The following is a 23,614-nucleotide window of genomic DNA, read 5'->3' as shown; positions in this document are numbered from 1 at the left end:
GTTAATTTATGTCAAAGAATCTATTTATTGAAACATTAGGTTGTGCTATGAATTCTCGCGACTCAGAGCATATTATTGCTCAGCTTAGCGAAAAAGAGAATTACACTCTTACTGATGATTTGGCAAGCGCAGATTTAATTTTAATAAATACTTGTTCAGTTAGAGAAAAACCAGTTTCTAAGCTTTTTTCAGAGTTGGGCGTATTTAATAAAAAGAAAAAAGATGGTGCTAAAATCGGTGTTTGTGGCTGTACTGCCTCTCACTTGGGCGAGGAGATTATTAAACGCGCTCCATATGTTAGTTTTGTTTTGGGTGCTAGAAATGTCTCTAAAATAACAGATGTCCTACATAGGGAAAAAGCTGTCGAAATAGATATTAACTATGACGAAAGTGAGTTTGCTTTTGATGACTTTAGAACATCACCTTATAAAGCATTTATAAATATATCTATGGGTTGTGATAAATCCTGTACCTATTGTATAGTTCCAAAAACAAGAGGTGATGAGATATCTATCCCAGATGAACTTATTATCCGTGAAGCTACTAGAGCTGTAAAAGGCGGAGCTAAAGAGGTTTTTTTACTAGGACAAAATGTAAATAACTATGGTCGCAGGTTTTCAGGTGAACATGAAAAAGTTAACTTCTCAGAGTTGCTTCGTCGCTTGAGTCTAATTGATGGACTAGAGAGAATTCGCTTTACATCCCCGCACCCGTTTCATATGGATGATGAGTTTATAGAGGAGTTTGCAAGAAACCCTAAAATCTGTAAATCTATGCATATGCCACTACAAAGCGGTTCCACAAAAGTACTTAAAGATATGAAACGCGGTTACTCAAAAGAGTGGTTTTTAGAGAGAGTAGAAAAACTAAGAAGCGTATGTCCTGAGGTTAGTATCTCTACAGATATTATTGTTGCGTTTCCTGGTGAGAGTGATGAAGATTTCGCAGATACTATTGACGTTATGAAGAGAGTAAGATTTGATCAAATATTCTCTTTTAAATATTCACCTCGTCCAGAGACAGAGGCAGAGCATTTTACAAATACGGTAGACGAAGATGTAGCCTCTTTTAGATTAACATCGTTGCAAAATCTTAATACTGAGATACTAGATGAGATAAATGCAACATCTTTAGGAAAAATATACAGAGTATATTTTGAAGATTTAAATAAAGATTATTTCGTAAGTGGAAGAAGTGACAATAATATTGTAATAAAAGTTAAAGGTTCAGATGAACTTTTAGGTGAATTTCGTGATGTTAAAATTACTGCAATCGGCAGAACTATTTTAACTGGAGAAGTTGTTGCGTAAAAAATTGTTTCGAGCAACCGTACTAATGGTTGTTCCATTTTTCGCATCTTTATTGATTAGATTATTGTACGTGACAAACAAGAAAGTGTTCCATGCTCCAAAAAGTGTAGGTAGTGAACCTATTATTTTTGCTTGTTGGCATGGTGAACTTTTAATGCTCCCTTATCTTTATTTCCAATACAGAAAAACCCCTAATGCTAAAGTTTTAATATCCAGCCATTTTGATGGACTTTTAATCTCAAAAACTATAGAATACTTTGGGTTAGAAACTATTGCTGGTTCTACAAACAGAAATGCAGCAAAAGTTTTGATTCAGGGTATAAGAGCATTAAAAGATGGATACGATATAGGCATTACACCAGATGGTCCTAAGGGTCCAAGGCATGAAGTTGCTGATGGTATTGTAATAATGGCTAAAAAAACCAAAGCAAAGATAGCGCTATTCAACGTAAAGCCTACAAAATTTTGGCAGTTAAACTCTTGGGATAAGTTTATTATTCCAAAGCCTTTTGGGACTTTACATTATTATTCAACATCTGAAATTGATGTTAGTGAAATGGATATAGAAGAGGCTAAGCTTTTAATCAAGGAAGGATTACTTAAACATGAAGCCTAAGATAATATTTTTCATTTTTTCATTCTCTTTATTTGCGATTATGGGTGGATTTTATTTATTAAGCCCATCTTATGAAAAGTCTTTAAAAGCTAAATACTATTATGAAGTTTCAGACTACAAAGAGGCTTATAATCTGGCTAAAGAAGCATTTAGTTTGGATGTATATAACCGTATGGCAGCAACTATTATGGCTCAATCTCAAAATTCACTTAGATATGTTAGATACAATGATGATGCTAAAAAATATACTAAGGTAATAGATGAGATTGCACTGCATGAAGATATTTCAGATTCAGACAAAGCTAAAATCAGGATGATTTGTAATATTATGATTAGCGCATATATAAAGTTGGCACCAAGCGTTATAACCGATAAAGAGTTAGTTGCCCAATCAGCAAAATATTATGATATGTTTGAGAAGCTTCTTGAAAAAGTTAATAAGCGCTAAGCGCAAAGAATTTTTACAAAACCTAGAGGAGCTGGGCTACTCCGATTTAACTGTAAAAAGTTATGATGAGTCTTTAAAAGAAGCATTATTACATATAGAAATAGTAGAAGAAAAAAATTATCTTCTTTTTAATCTTATGCCATATCGAATTAAAATTGCTTCTCTAAATCCAAAAACTATCAGCAAAAAACTTAGTTCTATACGTTCATTTGTTGAGTATCTTAATGAGAATGGTGTAGAAGTGACCTTAAAGGCAGATGATAGCGTAAAGGTTGCAAAAACTCTTCCAAAGCCAATCTCTCATAAACACATTCTAGAAGCTTTGTCCTACTGTGGATCAGACGAGAAGTTGATTGTAACAATGTTTTACACTTTAGGGCTGAGAATATCTGAACTCTCTTCACTTAAGATAGATGATATATCAGATGAGTGGGTCAGGGTTTTGGGAAAAGGAAATAAACATAGAGATATTCCACTTTTAGCTTCTACAAAAGAGATGCTTGAAGAACATTTGAGTACAACACTGCAAAAAAAGTTCATTTTAGAAAAAAATGGCGAAAAATTAAGCGAAAACAGTCTAAGATATATTATTATAAAAGTCTTTAGAAGAGTTGGGTTGAAAGTTACGCCTCATCAACTTCGTCATTCCTATGCATCTGAGCTGTTAAATGGTAGTGCTCCAATAGCGGATGTTAGTGAGTTGCTGGGTCACTCGTCTATGGCGACAACGCAAATATATACAAAACTGGGTAGTGCATTGAAACAACAAAATTATAGTAGAGCACATCCTCTTTGTAAAGTGGATAATCAATGATTGCAAAATTGATAGATGCTTTTTATACAAAAATTTTTATTAATATTATTGTTGAGGGTACAACGAGCGTTGTATATGTAGAAGTGTGTTCTCAGGGTACGGTAGTTGATAGTGTCCAAATGCGCTTTGACACAATCAGTATAAATTCAAAAATGTATGAATTTATTAAGAACTACATTAAATCATCACCATATTATTATATTTCAATTTTAGATAAATCTTTAACTCAAGGGGCAGTTCCTACATGTACTGCTGGTGATATGAGTGATTATATTGATGTTGATTCTTCAAAAAGTGTATGTATTTCTAATGCGCTGGCTGTATATACATCAGAAGATGAAATACGTTTAATTAATAAAGAGTATAAAAGCATAGGTCTAGATTTTATATTTTCTCCTTTTGTGATAATGACTAGGTTTTTTAATGATAAAATAGAGAGACATTTTGCAATGTTTTTATTGGTTGAAGATTTAAATATATCTTTCACAATTTTTGATAATTCTAAATTGCTTTATGCAAAATATTTAAATATTAATACCAATGATGATAAAGAGGGTCTTCTTATTGACTCCTCTTTAGATGAAGATATATTATTAGACATGGATGATATCGATTTAGAAGAGGTTGACTCTGACGACTTAGATGATTTTGGTGATATAGAAGATCTAGACAGCAGTGACGATATAGATGAATTTGCAGAAGCACTAGATATGAAAGAGATAGTTGAAGAAAGTTATGAAGTTGAAGAAGAAGAAGGATTTAATGAAGACTATAAGAGATTTTTGCTAATACACGATTGTGTAAACTCTTTTTATAAAGATGAGGAATGCAATAGTGATTTTGTTGAAAGTATTTTTATTGCAGATGCCATTGGTGTGAGTAAAGACCTTAAGAGATATTTAGAAGAGGAGATGTTTTTAAGTGTTGTTATAAGAAAGATTGATTTATGTGTTGAGGTTTGTGAGATGGCCAAGGCGGAGCTACTATGAAATATAGCTATATTAAACCTAGGTCTAAAACCGCTTTAACCACTGAGATGCAACTTCTTTTTACTTTTTTTGCAGTGGCGCTTCTTATGCTTTTACTAACATATATTTTTTTATTATTTCGTGACTATAGATTTGATCAAAATAGGATTGAGATAAGTCAGCAAAAACAAGAGCTACGGATTCGTATTGAAAATATGAAAAAACAAATAACGAAAATAGAGAAGCAGAGTATGCTTAGCGAAATAGTTTTCACAAAAAATAGCGTACTCAAAGATAGTATAAATAATATGTTTGATTTAGTTCCAAGCAGAATAACTCTCTCTCAAGCAAAAATCATGAAAGATGGGTTGATTCTATACGGGATTACACCAAATAAAGATATATACAACTTTATGCTTCAAGCACCACTTCGTTCAATATTTAATAGAAGTTACAGTAGTTTTTATCCTGCCCAAAATGGCTGGTATAGATTTGTCTCTACAAATCATATAGATGAAGAGGAGATTAAGGGTGAAAACTAATATCACTAGACAAAATATTTACCTTTTAGGACTCTCTGTATCTTTACTTATATTTGTTTTACTGTTCTCATTTTCTGTATTGATTCCAGCTGGAAAAGAGTATAGAATTAATAGAAGTAATTTAAATAAAGAGTCCCTTGAATTGAGGCAAATAGAAGATTTTTCTTATGAGACAGAGGTTATACTTCAAAAACTAAAAACTGACAACAGACACATTATAACAGCATTTGAAATAGAATTTAATGCACAAAGATTTAAAAAGCAACATGAAAGTTTTTTCAACTCTTTAAGTGTATCTAAACAATCTAAATCAGATGACGAAGAGGGTTTTGTCGTTTATGAGGTCAATACAACATCAGAAATGAGTTCACCTGAGAGTTTTTACACATTTTTAGATGCCGTAAATAAAAGTGATTGGATAATAGGTATAAATTTCCCAATAAACTTTAAAAGAGACGGTGAAATTATTAGCTCATCTTTTACTATGAAAGTCTATAACAACAAGAAAGATTTAACCGCGACTAAGTAACTCTTTTATTTTTATAAAGAGTTCTTGGTTTTTATATAAGTATGGGCGAAGTTTTGGCTCAATTTTTAAAATTCTCATCTCTTCTTTAAACTCTTTTGACATTACCGCATTTGTAAATGGCGCAATAAAAACAAAGTCACTATTTTGATTAACTACATATTTTCGTCCAACTACGGCTGTCTCTTCACTCTTTAAAAGCTCTCTCTCTTTTGCACTTAACATGTAGCCTTTTAGTTTTAGATATTTGTCAATTGTGTAGATGTTAGTTCTTGAATTTTGTGAGTTTTCAAAGTATGCGAACTCACCAATAATATTAATTTCAAGTTCTTGAATAAGACTATTTCTGTCTTCATCCAAATACTCAAAACTTTTTTTGATTCCAGAGAGGTATTTTTCTAAAAGAGGAAGTGAATAATTGTGTCTAAAAGAGTTTCTTTTTATATCTTCATTTAGGTTACTCTCATCTTCAAAGTATTTGCTTTTGTTAGCATGTAGATAGGCTAAAAGTTCTTGTTTGTCTAGATGAAGTAGCGGACGAATAAGTGTGTAAAAACCTCTGTTATCCTCTACTTGCATTCCAGCTATTTCAGCACAACCAGCACCTTTGCAAAACTGCATAAGCATCCACTCAAATCTGTCACCAAGATGATGTGCAGTTATAAGGTTTTCATAGCCATAAGTTTTAATCAACTCTTCAAAAAAATCATATCTAATCTCTCTTGCTCTCGCCTCAAAGTTTTTTTCAAATTTTACAGCATTAAATACATGACATTTTAAATTATGAGTTTTAGCCAACTCTTTAGAGTAAAGAACTTCTTCTTTACTCTGCTCTCTGACTCCATAATTTACGATTGCTATATCAAAGGGGATGTGATTTTTTATAAGAAGAAAAAACAGAGCAGTGGAGTCGCCACCGCCTGAAAAGGCTAAAAGATTTTTTTTATCTTTTAATTTTTGAAGTGTATGTTTCTCAAGCATTATCTACTGTAGCAGTTAGAATATTTCCAACAATATCGGTAATTTTTGCTTTGTAGATTTTTCCAAACACTAAGTCATCCTCTTTAATTCTGTCATTTACATAAATCTCACCATCAATCTCAGGTGCCCAAATAAGCTCTTTTGCACTTAATAGGTACTCGTGCTCATCACTCTCGCCATCTATTACAATCTCAACTTCTTTTCCGATTTCTGCCCTTAGGGATTTTTCTAAACACTCGCTAGTTATTTGGCCTAAGATATCAGCGCGCTCAGCGATAACTTCTACACTAATTTTTTGGCTCATGTCGTATGCTGATGTTGTCTCCTCATCAGAGTATGAGAAAACATTGATTCTGTCAAAGCCAAAAGAAGCTGCAAATTCGCACATCTCTTCAAACATCTCCTCAGTTTCATTAGGGTGTCCAACGATAAAACTAGTTCTAATAAAAGAGTTTGGAAGTGATTTCATATACTCTAATAGTTCAATAGTTTTCTCTTTACCGAAACCTCTTTTCATCATACGAAGCATCTCATCATTTATATGTTGAATAGGCATATCAAAGTAGTTGTGAAAGACTTTACTGTTGCCTATATTTTTTAAAAGTGAGATAGTTGTGGTTGAAGGGTAAAGATAAAGAATTCTAGCACTTTTAACGCCATCTATTAGCTCTATTCTTTGAATAAGAAGACTTAGACCGTCTTTTACATTTTGGTCACGTAGGTATGAACTACTGTCTTGTGAGACAAAAGAGAAATCATAATACCCTTTCGCAACTAAACCTTCAACCTCTTTAGCAATAGAGTCCAAATTTCTTGAGTTTAGCTTGCCTTTAAAAGATGGAATTGCACAGAAGCTACATACTTGGTTGCACCCTTCTGAGAGTTTTATGTAAGCGTGGTAGGTTGAACCTGTAATTACACGCTCCGCTCCATCAATTAAAAAAACTTCATCTGTAAAACGGCTCTTTTTTTCTTTAAGAAGTTCGTCAATTTTATCGTAGTCACCAACACCAGTAAAAATGTCCACTTCTGGCATATCTTTGGCCAATTCTATTTGGTATCTTTCACTCAAGCAGCCTGCCATTACCAAAACAGAGTCCTCTTTTCTTGCGTCATGAAGATTTAAAACTGTATTTATTGATTCTTCTTTTGCTGCGTCAATAAACCCACATGTGTTTACTATGATTACATCTGCATCGCCTGACTCATCGGTTAGTTCAAAATTTTGAAGTTTACCCATCATGACTTCTGTGTCAACTAAGTTTTTTGTACACCCAAGAGATACTATGTGAAGTTTATTGCTCATTCTTACTACTTTTAAATATTTTTCGTATTATATCTAAAGTATAATGTCATCATGAAAATATATGATGTAATAATTTTGAGAGCAGGTGTAAGTGGCTTAATGTATGCCTCTAAAACGTTTTATTTTTTTGTCTAGAGCTTCTTCTTTCTTAGCCATTGTCTCTATGCTTTTCTTTGCCAATTCATAATCCGGATTAATCCGCAACGCCGCGGTATAATGACTGTGTGCCTCTTTGATTCTGCCTTGTTTTTCCAAGACAGTTCCAAGATGGGCATGCGCAGTATAAAGTGATGAATTGTTTTTTAAAACTATACGAAGATGCTTTTCCGCTTCATCAAACTGGTTATCATTATAATACACATATGCTATATATAGATGAGTTTTTTCAATAATACGGTTATCTTTACTTATCTTGAGTTCTTCTTTGAAATGATTTAGTGCTTCGTCTGTTTTACCCTTTTTCATTAAAATAATTCCAATTTCAACATTCATTCCAGGTTCTTTAGGGATTAGAGCGTTCATAGCTATGGCTTGTTCCCGTGCATTGCGTCCCTCATCAAATTTGCCGGCCCATATTAGTACTTTACTTAAATTGACCATGACATCGGCAAGGGCTTTAGCATCCAGCGATGCTGTAAGCTCTTTCTCCACCGCTTTTATGCGCTCTTCGTTCCAAGTTTCATCAGGTTTGGCAATACCTTGGCGTATTAACTCATCAAATAAGGTAAGACCTAAAAGGCGATAGCCATCAAGGTTAGTATGAACATGGTCTACAAAATACTCTTTGCCAAATACGGCGTGATTATACTCACGCGAATAAGCCTCTCTGAGAATGCGTGAGAAATCTATCAGTGGAACATCATTCTCAGAGGCGACATCTTCCACAGCCTTCTGCATGGAGCTGAGTATACGTAGAGGGGCGATATCCTCATCTGATGCTCTTTGAAAAGCCTTTTGTGCTTCATCATATTTTTTTAATTCAAAAAGAACCTGCCCTACACGGTAATGAAGCTCCGCATAGCTCTCGTCAATGCTCAATGCTAGTTTGTAATCAACCAAAGCATCTTCTATATTCCCACCAACCTTATGCAATATTGAAGCGCGATTGTAGAGCTCCTGCCACTTTTTAAGCTCCTTTTTGCTTAGTAACTCTTTGTGTTCACTTTTAAAGGGAGACATATCTTTGAGGTTAATTGCAGGATTTACGAATATTATCTTCGCACCAGCCTCTTTTGCGATATTAATCATAAGTTGCATGTTAAGACTATAGTGGGAGATGATTTGGCTTTTTAGCTTTTCATCCCTGTGATAGCTTGTCGGTCCTGCAGTATGGGAAAGTATTTCATCTACCTCACCTGATAGTTGATACCTTTTCTTAGTTTTCTCAGGTGTGTCTTGTCGGAGGGCATCAATCCCTTTTTTTACAGCAGCATAGGTTCTGGTGTTACTAAGAATGTCATTAAACTCGAGTACCCAGCTGGGAATGTCCAACATGTCACCATAAGAGCGCTCTTCAAGAAACTCATTTTGCCCAGTGTATACAATAAATAAATCTGGCTTATACTGCTTAATCTCTTTCATCAATCTGGCAACACGGTAACTGGCATAACTGATACCACCGGCATTAATCACCTCCCATTTGCGCTTTTGGTCAGCGTTTTTCAGAAATGCTCGCAGCCATCCGGTGAAAGAGACCTTATCTCTATACGGCCGGCCGTAGGTGGTAGAGCCTCCCATGCAAAATATGCGATAGGCATTGCTCGCTTTTTCCATAGGAAATGCCTGATAATTAAAAATCGCACGCTTATTGGGGGCACTTTCTAGAATTACTGAGCCGTCACTATTGCGTGTTTCTTCAAACAAAGGGATATTTTTGGAAAACCCAACCAGCGGGTCTTCGGTCTGGAGTATTGGCTTTACTCCAATCAAGGCTAAAATAAATTCAAGCCCCGCAAAAAATAAAGAAACGATAATGAGTGTAAAAAAAAAGTTTTTAAGCATAGTGAAATTTTACCTTATTTTGCAGTTATGATATCTTTAAAAATGATTTAAGTAGCTTTTTTTCTTTTGTTACTAAATTAAAATCAGTAAATGTCCAGTTCCAGATTTAATCCAATTCGAATTCATCTTGCCAATTTCTTTTATCTTCATATTTTGGTTGCTTTTCTTTATAGAGCACAAAATCATCAATCACAAGAACATCCATCTCTGTTCTCATAAACCCCCTATAACTATCTTCAGGAGTGCACACTATTGGTTCTCCTCTTACATTAAATGAAGTATTTGCAATAGTTGCACAACCTGTCTTTTCTTCAAATTTTGATATAAGCTTATGATACCTTGGATTGGTTTCTTTATGAACTGTTTGGATTCTAGCACTGTAGTCTATATGTGTAACAGCTGGGATTTCACTCCTTGAAATATTAAGCTTTTCAATTCCTAATAATTTATTTTGTTCATCTGTCATTTCATAACACTTTTCTTTTTTTACAGGAGCAACCAAAAGCATATATGGACTATCAACATCCAATTCATACCATTTACTAACTTTTTCTCTAAGTACTGATGGAGCAAATGGTCTAAAACTCTCTCTATATTTGATTTTTATATTAATAGTTGATTGCATTTTTTTACTTCTTGCATCTGCGATGATACTTCTATGCCCAAGTGAACGCGGTCCAAATTCCATTCTGTCATAATGCCAGCCTACAACTTTTGTATTTTTTAGTTCATCACTTACAATATCAATAAGTTCTTCTTCTTTATCAATATGCTTATAGTTTGCATTTACAGAGTCAAGATATTTTTCAATCTTTGCTTTGGAAAATTTTGGTCCTAAAAATGCACCTTTCATCTTATCCATTTCATTTGGGTTAATATTACGGATATTATTTAACTCTTGATAATAAACACTGTATACACTACCTAATGAACCACCTGCATCTCCCGCAGCTGGTTGAATCCATATATCTTTAAAAATATTTGCTCTAAGAAGTTCTCCATTACTTACACAGTTAAGTGCAACACCGCCGGCAAGACAGAGATTGTTAGAACCAGTTACCTCTTTGGCGTGTCTTGCAAGTTTTAACATCACCTCTTCGGTTATTGCCTGGACAGAAGCTGCCAAATCCATCTCTTTTTGTGTCAATATGCTTTCCTTTTCTCTTGGAGGAGCATTAAAAAGTTTATGAAATTTTTCGCTTGTCATAGTCAAGCCTGTTGTATAGTTGAAATAACTCATGTCTAGTTTAAATGAGCCATCTTCTTTTATATCGATAATATGTTTTTTCATAAGTTGGGCATACTTTGGTTCTCCATATGGAGCGAGTCCCATAACTTTATACTCACCGCTGTTGACTTTAAAACCTATATAGTATGTAATTGCTGAATACAAAAGTCCTAGCGAATGCGGGAAATTAATCTCTTTTAAAAATTCTATTTTATTGTTTTTCCCATAAGCAAGAGAAGTTGTTGCCCACTCTCCAACGCCGTCTATAGTAAGTATGGCAGAATCTTCAAATGGACTTGGGTAAAAAGCACTTGCCGCATGACTTTGGTGATGTTCACCAAACATAAATTTGCACTGTAATCTCTTTTTAAAGGCTTTTAATTCTTTTTCTGATAGCTTTGGATTTAGTTCTTCAAAAATATCTTTTAATTCTCTTGAAAGCGTCTCTTTTAAATAAAGTTTATCTTTTAACCATATAGGCATTGACATCATAAATGATTTTATGCCTCTTGGTGCTTCACTAAGGTAAGTCTCAAGAAGTCTTTCAAACTTTAAAAACGGTTTGTCATAAAAAGTGATGTAATCAACTTCATCAAGAGTAATTTCGGCCTCCTGCAAACAATACTTGATTGCATTTTTTGGAAACTTCGCATCTTGTTTTATTCGCGTAAATCGTTCCTCTTGTGCTGCAGCTATAATCTCTTCATCTTTTATCAACGCCGCACTTGAATCATGGTAATAAGCAGATATACCCAATATATACATCTGTTTATCCTAAAATAGCGTATATATAAAAGGAGCTACTGCAGTGCCTTGGACAAGTACAATTAGCGCCCCTAAAAGTAACATGATTATTATAATAGGTGATAGCCATAACTTTTTTCTAACTCTTAAAAATATTAATAGTTCTTTAAATAAACTCATACAAAATCCTAAAATTGGTTTTTAAGCGAACCGGGTTGGGTTTCTCTATCTATCCAGTAGCTTGAGCTGTTTTTATCAAGATTTCTTCTCAATAAGTCTTTTCCAAAAAGTCTAAGTATAAATGATACTGGCGTGAACAAGCCATAAAAAATAACAATCATAATTGCTCTTGAAATTATGCTGCCAATAAACTCACCTACACTTATCCAAATTGTATAAAAAGAGTTTAATATTGAGGGCTTAGAAAATGCAATTACAACAAATATAATCAATATAAATATAGCCCACAATCTAATTTCATCATTGTTAATAAGTGGCCATAATCCGATAACTAAAAATATAAATGACCATATTAAGGCAAATACTTTTAAATCATTTTTTTTTGATTTTTTGATGTTTTATGCCTTTATAATTATATTTGTAGCACTATTAATACATCTTTTTTTACTACTTTTATTATTTTTTGTATTATATCTAAAGTATAATGTCATCATGAAAATATATGATGTGATAATTTTGGGAGCTGGGGCAAGCGGTTTAATGTGCGCCTCTCATTTGGATAAAAATTTAGATGTAGCAGTGGTTGAGTGTAACTCTAAAGTTGCACAAAAACTGAAAATTTCCGGTGGCGGAAAGTGCAACATAACAAATGTACATGTAAGTGAAGATAATTATGACGGAGATGGTGATTTTGTGTCTTACTCTTTGAATAATTTTTCAAAAGAGGATTTGCTCAATTATCTACATGTAAACGGCGTAGAGCCTATTATGCGAAAGAACCGTTACTATTTTTGCAAAGATTCTTCTGATGAAATTATAGATATTTTGAAAAAAAAGAGCAGATATGCAGATATTCTTTTAAACACAGAGATTCTACATGTAGAGAAAAAAGATGAACTTTTTGAGGTGAAAACTTTGCAAGGTGTATATAAAACAAAAAAACTCATAGTAGCAACGGGCGGCAAAAGTTATAAAACACTTGGTGCCAGCGATATTGGTCTAGAGATTGCAAAAAGCTTTGGTATAAAGGTAAAAGATTTTACTCCAGCTCTTGTGGGCTTAACAGTTCAAAAAGATCAGTTTTGGATGAAAGAACTTAGTGGACTTAGTTGTTATGTAAACATAAAAGTAGATTGTAAAATTTTAAAAGAGGAGATGCTTTTTGCACATAAGGGGATAAGCGGTCCTGCTGTTTTATCGGCTTCTCTTTATTGGCAAAAAGGAAATATTGCTATAGATTTCTTACCAGATGATAATATTTTAGAGCTTATCAAAGGTAGTAAAAAACTACTAAGTTCAGTTATCCCTCTTCCAAAAAGACTCTCAAAAGCGATTTTAGAAGCTCTACATGTAGAAGATGTGGAGTGCAAAAAAATAGACTCAGAATCTATGAAGAAATTGCAAAATATCCATAACTATGAGTTCGCTCCAGCAGGCAACTTTGGTTTTTCTAAAGCTGAGGTTTGTCGTGGCGGAGTTTTAAGTAGTGAGCTGAATTTCGCAACCTTGGAATCTCTACATGTAGAGAATTTATACTTCATAGGAGAAGTTGTAGATGTAACAGGTGAGCTTGGTGGATACAACTTTCAGTGGGCGTTTAGTAGCGGGGTAACGTGTGCCAACTCTCTCAGCTAATTGAGACTTTAGAAGCTTAATATATTTATAATTTACTTGTTTAACGCGTGGTTTACAAGTACATTGGATATTTCATAACTTGCATCCACAAACTCCAACTCTTGTAAATCTTTTAAATTTTGTTTTTCTTCTGAGTTGTCAATTTTAATGATTATATTGGTATCTTTAAAAAAGTTGAGTATTGCTTCGCTGATAAGTCTTTTTTGATGCTCGTCACTTACTGTTATTATGATGGCTTTTGCTTCATCTACTGCTAAAGACTCTAGAACAGGCAACTTGTTTAAGTGCCCAAAATATGCCGAGTAACCTACTTTTCTTGCAAGAAGTACATGTTTTAGATTGTCGGAGATGATAACAAAGTCAACTCCTCTTGCCTTCAAGTCTGTTGCAACTCTTCTTCCCAAAGTCCCAAACCCTGCGATAACTATGTGATTTTTTAATTTTATAGGGGTGATAACATCTGATTCATAAAACTCTTTTTCAAAATAAGATGAAATTTTATAAATATGACTTAGTATAAAAGGAGTCAGAATCATAGACATTACACCTACAAGTATTAAAAAATTAGTCATCTCTTCACTTATAAGTTTATGAGAACCGGCAATTGCAAAGATAGCAAAAGAGAATTCACCAATTTGAGCTAAGGCTAAAGCAGTTTTTGCGGAAGTATTTTTGTCTGAGTTTCGTCTGATAATGGCATAAATTACAATCGATTTAAAAAGCATTGCCAATAAGAAAATAAAAATAACAATGAACATGTTTTCCAAAAAATAAATCATATCAATTTTTGTTCCAACACCAAAGAAAAACACACTCAGAAGTAAGTCTTTATAAGTAGCGATATCTGACTCAACTTTTACATTATATTTAGTGTCAGCTATAATCATCCCCGCCATAAATGCCCCCAAAGAGTATGTGAAACCCATCTCGTGAGTAAGTAGTGAAGCACCGATTACAATGGAAAAAACAGAGCCTAAAAACAACTCTTCCAACTCTGCTTTTGCTGAAAACTGAAGAAGAGCGTTTACTATTTTTTCTCCAATTGTAAACATAAAAACAAGTACCAAGATAGCTGAAATAACTGTTCTAATCAGGACTTCACTTATAGATAAAGTATCATTTGTCAAAAATGTAATAAGTAATAAAATAGGGATAACAGCTAAATCTTGAAATATAAGTATTCCCATAGACTTTTGTCCATACGGAGTGAGAATATCTTTTGATTTCTTGAGATATGTCAGCACTATTGCGGTTGATGAAAGCGAAAATGCCAACGATATAATAAGTGATGTATTAAAATCAAGTTTAAAAAGATAAAAAGATAGTAGAAATATTACCACTACATTAAGTAAGACTTGCAGTAAACCATTTGTAAGAAGTATCTCTTTCATCTTTTTGATTTTTGAGAAGCTCAGTTCCAGCCCTATATTAAACATCAAAAATACTATTCCAAACTCGCCTATAAGCTCAAGTGAATATATGTTTAGCCCATTAAATCCAAAGATATAGCTTATAATTGTTCCAGATAAAATATACCCGATAATATGGGAAATATCAAATTTTTTTAAAATTATATTGAGTACAGTTGCAATTGTGATTGTTAAAAATATTGCTAATAGTAAATTTTCCATATGCGAATTATAATATAGTTATGAAATTTTTTTTAAATTTAATGTATGAAATATATACATATCCTGTAATGTTTACCGCGGCGAAGTTTTAAGCAGTGAGCTTAAATTTAGTAACTTTGGAATCTCTACATGTAGAAAATTTACTTTACATAATAGAAGTGCTTGATGCTACATGTTAACTGTGGATAGATACAACTTTCAGTGGGCATTTTTAGTAGAATGGGAACGTGTGCTGATTCTATGAAAGTATAAAGCAATTTACGATATTATTAGAGCCAATATAAAATCTAAAAAAGGTTGCTCTATGAAACTGCTTCTGTTAAGCGTGTTACTTTTAAATTCTCTATTTGCTTTTGAATACACTCTCTCTCCAACAAAAGTAAACTCTAATACATATTGCTTTTTCGGCTTGCCAGAAGTTATGAATGAGAAAAATAATGGAAATATATCAAACTCTTGTTATGTAAATATGGGTGATAGTTATATCGTTATAGATAGTGGTCCTTCATACCTTTATGCAAAAAGTACACATGCAAATATGAAAGAGATTAAAGACTTGCCTATCTCTTATCTTATAAACACACATGGGCATGATGATCACTATCTTGGTAATGCTTACTACAAAGAGATTGGTGTAGAGATTGTTGGCTCAAAAGAGTTTAAAAATGTAGAAATAGTTCAAGAGACTAGAATGCAAAGCAGAATCTCTAAAGAGGCTTACGCAGGAACCAAGCAAGTTTTTCCAAGCACACTTGTAGATGGTACAAAAGTTTTAGAACTAAACGGTATAAAAGTCTACCTTGAAGCAGTAGACAAAAGAGCACACTCAAACAGTGATATATTTATTCATATACCTAAGTACGAGACTATTTTTGCAGGAGATTTGGTTTTTAGTGAGAGAATTCCTGTTATTAGAGATGGAAACCTAAACAACTGGATTGAAGCTCTAGAAAAAATCAAAACTATAAAAGCAAAACATATCATAGGCGGACATGGAGAGATAGTAGATAAAAGCTCGATTGATTCTACTTATAACTATATAAAAACACTAAGAGATAAAGTAGCATTTGCATTGGAAGACGGTGATGAACTAGACGATGCAGTAAATAACATAAAAATGGAAGATTTTAAAGAGTATAAAACTTACTCTGAGCAGCATAAGCCAAATGTTGCAATAGCATATAGAAAACTAGAGTGGGAACAATAGGTTAGTTAGCCAGCCAACATAACAAAAACTCCTATAATCACAGCTATTCTTGAGTATTTATCTTGTGATGGTGCCGGGCGAAACTTTTCCAATGTGTCTGTAAAATACTTTGTAATATCTAAAAATGCTATCCACACTTGAGCACCAATAGATGAGATAAATACCATAAGCGATATAAGCTTTAGTAACTCTACCGCTGCCTCTAAAGTTGTCATAATTGTTCCTTGGAATTGTTTGGCAAATATTATCATATATCAGATAAATCCAATGTTCAAGTTCTAATAAAAAGAGGTATAATTCTTCAGTATGAGAAGAGTTTATTAAGAAAAAGAGGGGTGTATGCAATGATTATCTATATACACGGTTTTAGTGGAAGCGGAGATGGGATTAAGGCAAACGCTTTTAGAGAGTATTTTAAAAGTTTAGATGAGGGTTTTGTAGCTCCATCATTGTCTTATATTCCAGAGTTGGCTATACAGACTTTAGAAGAGTTAATAGAGTCTTACAAAGGCAATGTAAAGCTTATAGGCTCGTCTTTGGGCGGGTTTTATACTATATATTTAGCTCAAAAGTATGGTTTGAGGGGAGTTCTTATAAACCCGTCTATATTTCCTTATGAAACGCTTGCTAAACTCACAGGCTATGTACCAAGCTACTATGATGAGAGCATCTTTGAGTGGAGAGAGTCTCATATTAAAATGCTGAAAAACTATGAAAAAGATGAAATCAATCAAAGTGATTTTATGCTTTTAGTACAAAAGGGTGATGAGACTCTTGACTACAAAAAGGCTGTCAATAAATTTGCAAATGCGAACGTAATTATAGAAGAGGGTGGCACTCATGGTTTTGATGGCATTGAGAGACACTTTGAGAGAATAAGAGAGTTTATACTTTAAAGTGGATTAGTTAAACGCAATCTTGATATGATTGCATTTATATAAGTAAATATTGGGAGTAGGTTATGAGATTTGTAGTGGCTGTATTGATTGCCTTTCTTATAGTAATAGATTTGAATGCTCAAGTAAAATGGATTTCTATAGAGCCTGAAACACCACATAAAGAGGCAAGCCAAAAGATTAATCTGCCACAACTTAAATCTGTTAACAATTTGTTCGAGAATGTAAAAATCATTCAGCACCTACTGGATAAAAAAAGTGTTAAAGAAGAGATAAATGCCGATAGTAAAAAAAATTGGTATATTATTAAAAATATTGAGAACAGATGATTGATATAGTTTTGTATTTTCACATTTTAGCTGCAACTGCGTGGATAGGTGGTGCTTTACTTCTTTTTATTCTTGGGATTTTTTTAAAGGGAAAAGAAGCACAGGCTCAGACCTATGAATACCTTGGACCACTATATGGATATTTTGAAGTAGCTTGGCTTATAGTGCTATTGACAACAGGCAGTATTTTATTTATTAACTTCAATATTATCGATGTACTTACATTTGATATAAATGAGTCCAAACTTGGTTATATGATGAGCCATAAACTATTTTATGTGGGTGCAATAACTGTTTTAACGATAATTCATATGAGAATAGCTCTAAAAACGCATAAAAAGGAACGTACTGTTTTGCAAAACTTGGTGTCCCGCGGAAGTTCTTTGATGATATTTTTCTTAAATCTTGGGATATTGTGGTTTGCAATGCAGTTAAGGCATATTCTTTCATAAAAAAGCAATATTATATACAGGGTAGTTTATTAAAAGACAATAGAAACAAAAACTATTAGAATCTCTGCTTCTGTGGTTTGAAGTGGTGCTCAATACTGGGTTCGAACCAGTGGCTTCTTCCATGTCATGGAAGCACTCTACCGCTGAGTTAATCGAGCAAGAGCGTAATTTTAGCAAAAAATACTTAAATTATATTTTTTTACCAAGCTTCATGCAAAGTTCCTAAAAATCTAAATTAGAGTTAGATATTTACTTTTAATTTATGTTTATTAAGTGTATAATTTCGCCATAATTAAAAAGCACCCAAAAGGTAAGTTATGAAGTTAGCTGAGTTAGAAGAAATAGGTCTAAAAAATGTTGGTAATGTTTATCATAACCTAAGTTATGAAGAATTAATTCAACATGAACTTGATAATAATGAGTGTGCTCTTACAAAAAAAGGTGCAACAGCTGTTGACACTGGTATATTCACGGGACGAAGTCCAAAAGATAAATATTTTGTAGATAGAGAGCCATCAAATAAACATATTGCTTGGGGTGATATAAATAAAAAAATATCTTCTGAAATTTTTGACGAACTTTTAATAATAGCTCAAGAACAACTCTCTAACAAAGATATTTACGTAACTGATGTCTTTTGTGGAGCGAGTGCCGCTTCAAAAAGATCAGTTCGTTTTGTGTCTGAAATAGCATGGCAATCACACTTTGTTAAAAACATGTTTATTCGTCCTGAACCGCCTGAACTTGAAGTTTTTAAGTCAGACTTTACTGTCTTAAATGCTTGTAAAGCTGTAAATGACAAATGGAAAGAACACGGTATGAATTCAGAAGTTTTCGTACTTTTTGATGTTGAGAGAAACATAGCAATAATTGGTGGTACATGGTACGGTGGTGAGATGAAAAAAGGTATTTTTTCAATGATGAACTACTGGTTGCCGTTAGAAAACAAACTTCCTATGCACTGTTCAGCAAATGTTGGTGAAAATGGTGATACTGCACTTTTCTTTGGTCTTAGCGGAACAGGAAAAACAACTCTCTCAACAGATCCACATCGAGCATTAATTGGCGATGATGAACATGGTTGGGATAACTATGGTGTTTTTAACTTTGAAGGTGGATGTTACGCAAAAGTAATTAACCTTGATGGTAAAAGCGAACCAGAGATATACAATGCTATTAGGACAGATGCTCTTTTGGAAAATGTTGTGATGTATGGAGAAGGTGAGGTTGACTACGAGGATAGCTCAAAAACTGAAAATACTCGTGTTTCATACCCAATTGAGCATATAGAAAATCATGAACCGACTTTACATGCAGGACATCCTAAAAATATCATCTTTTTAACAGCTGATGCTTTTGGTATTCTCCCTCCAGTCTCAAAGCTTACAAAAGAGCAAGCAATGTACTACTTCTTAAGTGGATATACTGCAAAAGTAGCTGGAACGGAGCGCGGTATTACTGAACCTGTTGCAACATTTAGTGCATGTTTTGGCGAAGCATTTTTACCACTGCACCCAACAGAATATGCTAAGCTTTTGGGTGAAAAGATAGATGAACATGGTTCTAATGTTTACCTTGTAAACACAGGCTGGACTGGTGGTATTTATGGTGTTGGTCATAGAATGAGCATAAAAGATACCCGTGCTTGTATCAACGCAATTTTAGATGGAAGTATTCAAAATAGTGAGTTTGATACTACTAAAACATTTAGATTACATGTGCCAAGAACGCTTGGAGGATTAAACCCAGAAATATTAAATCCTCGTAACGCTTGGAAAGACAAAGATGAGTTTGATAAAACAAGAGATACTTTAGCTGAGATGTTTATTGAAAATTATAAAAAATATAATGATGGAGAGCATGAAGACTACTCTCCGGCAGGACCGATAGTGGGAAGTTGATTCCTACTGAAAATTATTTAACTTTTCTTTTTGTGGCTTGAGTCATATAGAGCCATAAAGCTCCACCAAAAACTACAAGTATGATTGGCGCTATCCAAGGTTTATCACCAATTAGCTCTGCAACCTTTATTAAATAGCTGCCTGAGTAGTAGCTCCCAAGTCCAACAACTAAAGCCCATACTGCAGCACTTGCAACATTTAAAATAGCAAATTTTTTGAAGTCATATTTAGTAAGACCGATAGCAATAGGGACAAGAGTTTTTATCCCGTAAACAAATTTTTGAATAAGTATTATCCAAGAACCATTTTTCTTCATCATAATATGAGCAAGAGCCAATTTTCTCCTATGTTTGCGAAGACCATCCATCATCATACTTTTTTGATACCTTGCCATGTAAAAAAGTAAAAAATCACCTAAAGAATTTGCCACAAAAGCTATGGACATTGAAAGAGTTAAATCCATTTTCCCCATAAATGACAACACCCCAGCACCAATAAGCGCTACAAACCCACCGCCAAGCGAGTATAAAAAAAGTCCTATATATCCATAAGTTGTTAAATTGCTAAATGTATCTTCCATATTATATATCTTCCTAAAGTTTTTTAATTTTTGTTATCTCATCACGAAGACGAGCTGCCTCTTCGAAGTTTAACTCACGAGCAGCTTCTTTCATCTTAAGTGAGAGCTCTTTTACCATTGCTTTTCTTTCTGATGCTGGTATTTTATCCATTTTTTTATGTTTTTGATAAATACCTCCATGATCTTCTACTTTTAAGTTTGCATCTAATTTACGAATGGTAGTTGTCGGAGTTATATTATGCTTTTTGTTATGTGCCTCTTGAATCTCTCTTCTTGCTGTTGTTTTGTCTATCGCTCTTTGCATGGAACCTGTTATTTTATTGGCATATAAAATAACTCGACCGTTTGAGTTTCTAGCACCACGACCAATAGTTTGTACAAGAGCGGTTTCGCTTCTCAAAAACCCCTCTTTGTCAGCATCTAAAATAGCCACAAGAGAAACTTCTGGCAAATCTAGACCTTCTCTGAGAAGATTTATACCTATGAGTACATCAAACTCGCCAAGTCGAAGAGAACGGATTATTTGATTTCTCTCAATTGTATCAATATCTGAATGCATATATTGAACTTTTATTCCCAAATCTGCTAAATACTTTGTAAGGGCCTCAGCCATTTTTTTCGTAAGAACAGTTATAAGAACGCGTTCATCTTTAAGAGTTATTTTTTTAATCTCATCGTGAATATCTTCAACCTGATTATCAGATGGTTTTATCTCTATAATTGGGTCAAGTAATCCAGTAGGGCGAATAATCTGCTTAGCAATAACACTTGACATCTCTAGCTCATACTCAGCGGGTGTAGCTGAAACAAAAAGATAATGAGGAGCTTTATTTATATATTCATCTGCTTTTAGCGGTCTGTTGTCGAGTGCACTAGGAAGTCTGAAACCGTAATCAACCAAGACATCTTTTCTTGCTCTATCACCTGCATACATACCACGATACTGAGGAAGAGATACATGTGATTCATCGACTATGACTAAATAATCTTTGTGATTGACCTCAAAGTAGTCAAGTAGTGTAAATGGAGCTTCTCCAGGTTTTTTGTTTGTCAAAAGTCTTGAGTAGTTCTCAACCCCTTTACACATACCTGTAGTTTGAAGCATCTCTAAATCAAACTCAACTCTCTGCTTTAGTCTCTGGTGCTCAAGTAGTTTTCCCTCTTTTTGAAAGTATGCAAGTCTTTCATCAAGCTCTTCTTCTATTCGTTTAATGGCTACAGACATTTTCTCTTGGCTTACACTAAATTGTGAAGTTGCATAAATTGTAAAACTTTTGTGTTCTTCTAGTTTTTTGTTGTCAATAATATCGAAGGTATACATTGCTTCAATCTCATCACCAAAAAACTCTATGCGGATAGCTTCTTGCTCAAAATAAGGAGGGTAAACATCTATGCTCTCTCCATTGACTCTTATGTGCCCCGTGTCAAAATATGAGTCATTTCTACTATAACCCATCTCGACCAAACGTAGAAGAAGTTTCTTTTGAGGAATCTCATCGCCAACTTCTAAAACCTGAACCATATTTTGATACTCCTCAGGGTCTCCTAAACCATAGTTAGCCGATACAGAAGCAATAACAATAACATCATCATAGCTTAAGAGGTTTGCGGTGGAAGAGAGTCTCATACGTTCTAGTTCATCATTAATAGCACTATCTTTTTCAATAAACAAATCTTGACGAGGTATGTAAGCTTCAGGCTGATAATAATCATAATAAGATACAAAATATTCTACATGTGCCTTTGGAAAAAAACTTCTAAACTCACTATATAGCTGAGCCGCTAAAGTTTTGTTGTGAGTCATAATAATAGTAGGCATCTTAACATTCTCTATAACCTTAGCCATAGTGTACGTTTTACCACTACCTGTTACACCTTCAAGTGTTTGGTAGCGATTACCTTTTAGTATAGAATCACTTAATTCTTTAATAGCAGTAGGTTGGTCACCAGCTGGTTCAAAATCTGTATGAGCTTTAAAATTGATTGAATTTTTCATTGGTGAAATTATAGCTAAAATGCTGTTTTTCTATTGTTTTTAGAGGTATGGCTGTTATATAGCTGCCGAAAATATAATGCCCCTAAAATCTAAGACAGTAGTTCAGTAATATTTATTTCCTAAATGTTAAAATTTTAATAACAAATATGGAGATAAAAAATGGCACGCAAAAAAGGTCAAGTTTACACAGCAGAACAAAAAACTAAAATTGTCTTAGAACTTCTCAAAGAGGAACAGACTATTAGTCAAATAGCCACAAAATATAAGATTACATCTAAAACTATCCAGAATTGGAAGAAACAGTTTTTAGAAAATGCATCTTTAGCATTTGATGTTGGTGGTGCGACTAAATCTTATAGAGATGAGATAGAAGAGTTGAGAACTGAAAATGATGGGTTAGCTAAAGCACTTGGAAAAGCAACTATCAAAGCGGAGTGGGCAGCGGGAAAGTTAAAGAGCTTGGACTTTGATAACAAAAAGTCTCTGATTGAGTCTAAGCATAAAAAAATATCTGTGTCAGAGCAGTGTGCAACTATTGGTATTAGTCGAAGTAGTTACTACTATCAACCAGTGCCAATGAGTCAAGAAAATATAAAATTACTTCATAAAATATATGGGAATACTTGGCATTCAAGCTATATACCCTACTAAAAAAAAACTCACAAGCCTTAAAAACCAAGCACATCCAATTTATGAGTATCTACTTAAACAATACTGGACTAAAGTTGGCAGAAAAAAAACTGTATATGTACCAACCCCTAACGAGGTGTGGAGTGGCGATATTACTTATATTCGCATCAATGGTGGCTTTATGTATCTTGCAGCAGTTATAGACTGGCATAGTAAAGCTATTCTTTCATATAAAATATCAAACTCAATGGATGCAACACTGGCTACCGATGTTCTCGAAGATGCACTTGCTAAATATCCTAGACCTAAAATATTTAACTCAGATCAGGGTAGCCAATACACAAGTCATGAACATACTCAGCTACTTAAAAAACATGATATAAAAATATCAATGAATGGCAAAGGCAGAAGTATAGATAATATTGTCATTGAGAGATTTTTTAGGACTCTAAAGCATGGCAATATTTACATAAACGATTATTTAACAATCAAAGATTTAAAAGAAGGAGTTAAAGCTTATATACACAAATACAACTTCAAGAGATTTCACTCAAGTTTGAATTATCAAAAACCTATGAATGTTTATCTTGAATATCTTAAAAATGTAGGATAAAGTAGCAGTTGCAGAGGGAAATAAATTAAGCTGTTAGGTTGTCTTGATTTTTAGGGGCATTATAGGAGAAGAAGAATAAT

Annotated in this window: 23 protein-coding genes, 1 tRNA gene and 1 pseudogene; 14 read left to right on the top strand and 11 right to left on the bottom strand. The window is 33.7% G+C overall.

The genetic code is table 11. The features are described 5' to 3' along the window. Positions 1–8: 8 nt before the first annotated feature. The 7 genes from miaB to HUE87_RS10345 are packed head-to-tail and all read left to right on the top strand — an operon-like array spanning position 9 to position 5,227. Positions 9–1,310, top strand: a complete 1,302-nt coding sequence (gene miaB / locus HUE87_RS10375; protein WP_194366317.1) for a tRNA (N6-isopentenyl adenosine(37)-C2)-methylthiotransferase MiaB — start codon at positions 9–11, stop codon at positions 1,308–1,310. Continuing rightward, positions 1,303–1,926, top strand: coding sequence for a lysophospholipid acyltransferase family protein (locus HUE87_RS10370; protein WP_194366316.1), 624 nt, complete (start codon positions 1,303–1,305; stop codon positions 1,924–1,926). Before miaB ends, HUE87_RS10370 begins: the two co-directional genes overlap by 8 nt. Beyond that, complete coding sequence (locus tag HUE87_RS10365) at positions 1,916–2,374, top strand: hypothetical protein (RefSeq protein WP_194366315.1); 459 nt, start codon at positions 1,916–1,918, stop codon at positions 2,372–2,374. The genes HUE87_RS10370 and HUE87_RS10365 overlap by 11 nt, the downstream gene beginning before the upstream one ends. Next, positions 2,352–3,188, top strand: a complete 837-nt coding sequence (locus HUE87_RS10360; protein WP_194366314.1) for a tyrosine-type recombinase/integrase — start codon at positions 2,352–2,354, stop codon at positions 3,186–3,188. The genes HUE87_RS10365 and HUE87_RS10360 overlap by 23 nt, the downstream gene beginning before the upstream one ends. Continuing rightward, entirely contained in the window at positions 3,185–4,177 is a 993-nt protein-coding gene (locus HUE87_RS10355; protein ID WP_194366313.1) for a hypothetical protein, read from the top strand. Before HUE87_RS10360 ends, HUE87_RS10355 begins: the two co-directional genes overlap by 4 nt. After that, positions 4,174–4,698, top strand: coding sequence for a hypothetical protein (locus tag HUE87_RS10350; RefSeq protein WP_194366312.1), 525 nt, complete (start codon positions 4,174–4,176; stop codon positions 4,696–4,698). The genes HUE87_RS10355 and HUE87_RS10350 overlap by 4 nt, the downstream gene beginning before the upstream one ends. Then, positions 4,688–5,227 carry a hypothetical protein gene (locus HUE87_RS10345; protein ID WP_194366311.1) on the top strand — a complete coding sequence of 180 codons (540 nt, stop codon included), beginning with the start codon at positions 4,688–4,690 and terminating at the stop codon, positions 5,225–5,227. The genes HUE87_RS10350 and HUE87_RS10345 overlap by 11 nt, the downstream gene beginning before the upstream one ends. On the opposite strand, the gene tilS is transcribed toward HUE87_RS10345, so the two are convergent. From tilS to HUE87_RS10320, 6 genes are all read right to left on the bottom strand, one after another. Further along, positions 5,210–6,205 (bottom strand): tRNA lysidine(34) synthetase TilS, encoded by a 996-nt coding sequence (gene tilS, locus HUE87_RS10340; protein ID WP_194366310.1) that lies wholly within the window; start codon positions 6,203–6,205, stop codon positions 5,210–5,212. The two genes, HUE87_RS10345 and tilS, sit on opposite strands and share 18 nt — an antisense overlap. Next, positions 6,198–7,511 carry a 30S ribosomal protein S12 methylthiotransferase RimO gene (rimO, locus tag HUE87_RS10335; RefSeq protein ID WP_194366309.1) on the bottom strand — a complete coding sequence of 438 codons (1,314 nt, stop codon included), beginning with the start codon at positions 7,509–7,511 and terminating at the stop codon, positions 6,198–6,200. Before rimO ends, tilS begins: the two co-directional genes overlap by 8 nt. A gap of 96 nt (positions 7,512–7,607) precedes the next feature. Next, entirely contained in the window at positions 7,608–9,512 is a 1,905-nt protein-coding gene (locus HUE87_RS10330; protein WP_194366308.1) for a tetratricopeptide repeat protein, read from the bottom strand. A gap of 106 nt (positions 9,513–9,618) precedes the next feature. Then, positions 9,619–11,505, bottom strand: coding sequence for a carbamoyltransferase family protein (locus HUE87_RS10325; protein WP_194366307.1), 1,887 nt, complete (start codon positions 11,503–11,505; stop codon positions 9,619–9,621). Positions 11,506–11,514: 9 nt separating this feature from the next. After that, positions 11,515–11,664, bottom strand: coding sequence for a DUF5989 family protein (locus tag HUE87_RS12755; RefSeq protein ID WP_229855132.1), 150 nt, complete (start codon positions 11,662–11,664; stop codon positions 11,515–11,517). Between the two features lie 8 nt (positions 11,665–11,672). Next, positions 11,673–12,059: an SxtJ family membrane protein gene (locus HUE87_RS10320; RefSeq protein ID WP_268246190.1), complete on the bottom strand. Its 387-nt coding sequence runs from the start codon at positions 12,057–12,059 to the stop codon at positions 11,673–11,675. Between the two features lie 97 nt (positions 12,060–12,156). Between HUE87_RS10320 and HUE87_RS10315 the strand changes: the two genes are divergently transcribed. Beyond that, entirely contained in the window at positions 12,157–13,299 is a 1,143-nt protein-coding gene (locus HUE87_RS10315; RefSeq protein WP_194366305.1) for a BaiN/RdsA family NAD(P)/FAD-dependent oxidoreductase, read from the top strand. A 32-nt stretch (positions 13,300–13,331) separates the two neighbouring features. On the opposite strand, the gene HUE87_RS10310 is transcribed toward HUE87_RS10315, so the two are convergent. Then, entirely contained in the window at positions 13,332–14,930 is a 1,599-nt protein-coding gene (locus tag HUE87_RS10310; RefSeq protein ID WP_194366304.1) for a cation:proton antiporter domain-containing protein, read from the bottom strand. A 304-nt stretch (positions 14,931–15,234) separates the two neighbouring features. Here HUE87_RS10310 and HUE87_RS10305 point away from each other — a divergent pair, with 304 nt between their 5' ends. Then, entirely contained in the window at positions 15,235–16,137 is a 903-nt protein-coding gene (locus HUE87_RS10305) for an MBL fold metallo-hydrolase (RefSeq protein ID WP_194366303.1), read from the top strand. A gap of 5 nt (positions 16,138–16,142) precedes the next feature. Here the strand turns inward: HUE87_RS10305 and HUE87_RS10300 are convergent, their stop codons facing one another. Beyond that, positions 16,143–16,352: a hypothetical protein gene (locus HUE87_RS10300; RefSeq protein ID WP_194366302.1), complete on the bottom strand. Its 210-nt coding sequence runs from the start codon at positions 16,350–16,352 to the stop codon at positions 16,143–16,145. Positions 16,353–16,481: 129 nt separating this feature from the next. Here HUE87_RS10300 and HUE87_RS10295 point away from each other — a divergent pair, with 129 nt between their 5' ends. The 3 genes from HUE87_RS10295 (at position 16,482) to HUE87_RS10285 (ending at position 17,814) form a co-directional block, all read left to right on the top strand. After that, positions 16,482–17,033, top strand: a complete 552-nt coding sequence (locus tag HUE87_RS10295) for a YqiA/YcfP family alpha/beta fold hydrolase (protein WP_194366301.1) — start codon at positions 16,482–16,484, stop codon at positions 17,031–17,033. A 65-nt stretch (positions 17,034–17,098) separates the two neighbouring features. After that, positions 17,099–17,362, top strand: coding sequence for a hypothetical protein (locus tag HUE87_RS10290; RefSeq protein WP_194366300.1), 264 nt, complete (start codon positions 17,099–17,101; stop codon positions 17,360–17,362). Next, positions 17,359–17,814 (top strand): hypothetical protein, encoded by a 456-nt coding sequence (locus HUE87_RS10285; RefSeq protein ID WP_194366299.1) that lies wholly within the window; start codon positions 17,359–17,361, stop codon positions 17,812–17,814. The genes HUE87_RS10290 and HUE87_RS10285 overlap by 4 nt, the downstream gene beginning before the upstream one ends. A gap of 83 nt (positions 17,815–17,897) precedes the next feature. Here HUE87_RS10285 and HUE87_RS10280 read toward each other — a convergent pair. After that, positions 17,898–17,972, bottom strand: a tRNA-Val gene (locus tag HUE87_RS10280). 159 nt (positions 17,973–18,131) lie between these two features. Between HUE87_RS10280 and pckA the strand changes: the two genes are divergently transcribed. Further along, entirely contained in the window at positions 18,132–19,715 is a 1,584-nt protein-coding gene (gene pckA, locus HUE87_RS10275) for a phosphoenolpyruvate carboxykinase (ATP) (protein WP_194366298.1), read from the top strand. Between the two features lie 13 nt (positions 19,716–19,728). Here the strand turns inward: pckA and HUE87_RS10270 are convergent, their stop codons facing one another. Then, the gene (locus HUE87_RS10270; protein WP_194366297.1) at positions 19,729–20,295 is read right to left on the bottom strand and encodes a DedA family protein; all 567 of its coding nucleotides are present in this window, start codon (positions 20,293–20,295) and stop codon (positions 19,729–19,731) included. Positions 20,296–20,308: 13 nt separating this feature from the next. Further along, complete coding sequence (gene uvrB, locus HUE87_RS10265) at positions 20,309–22,291, bottom strand: excinuclease ABC subunit UvrB (protein WP_194366296.1); 1,983 nt, start codon at positions 22,289–22,291, stop codon at positions 20,309–20,311. A gap of 159 nt (positions 22,292–22,450) precedes the next feature. Between uvrB and HUE87_RS10260 the strand changes: the two are divergent. Further along, positions 22,451–23,534: pseudogene (locus HUE87_RS10260) on the top strand (IS3 family transposase). Positions 23,535–23,614: the final 80 nt, after the last annotated feature.

The sequence above is a fragment of the Candidatus Sulfurimonas marisnigri genome, from assembly GCF_015265475.1.
Classification (GTDB): domain Bacteria; phylum Campylobacterota; class Campylobacteria; order Campylobacterales; family Sulfurimonadaceae; genus Sulfurimonas; species Sulfurimonas marisnigri.
This window is presented reverse-complemented; position numbering and strand designations above follow the sequence as displayed.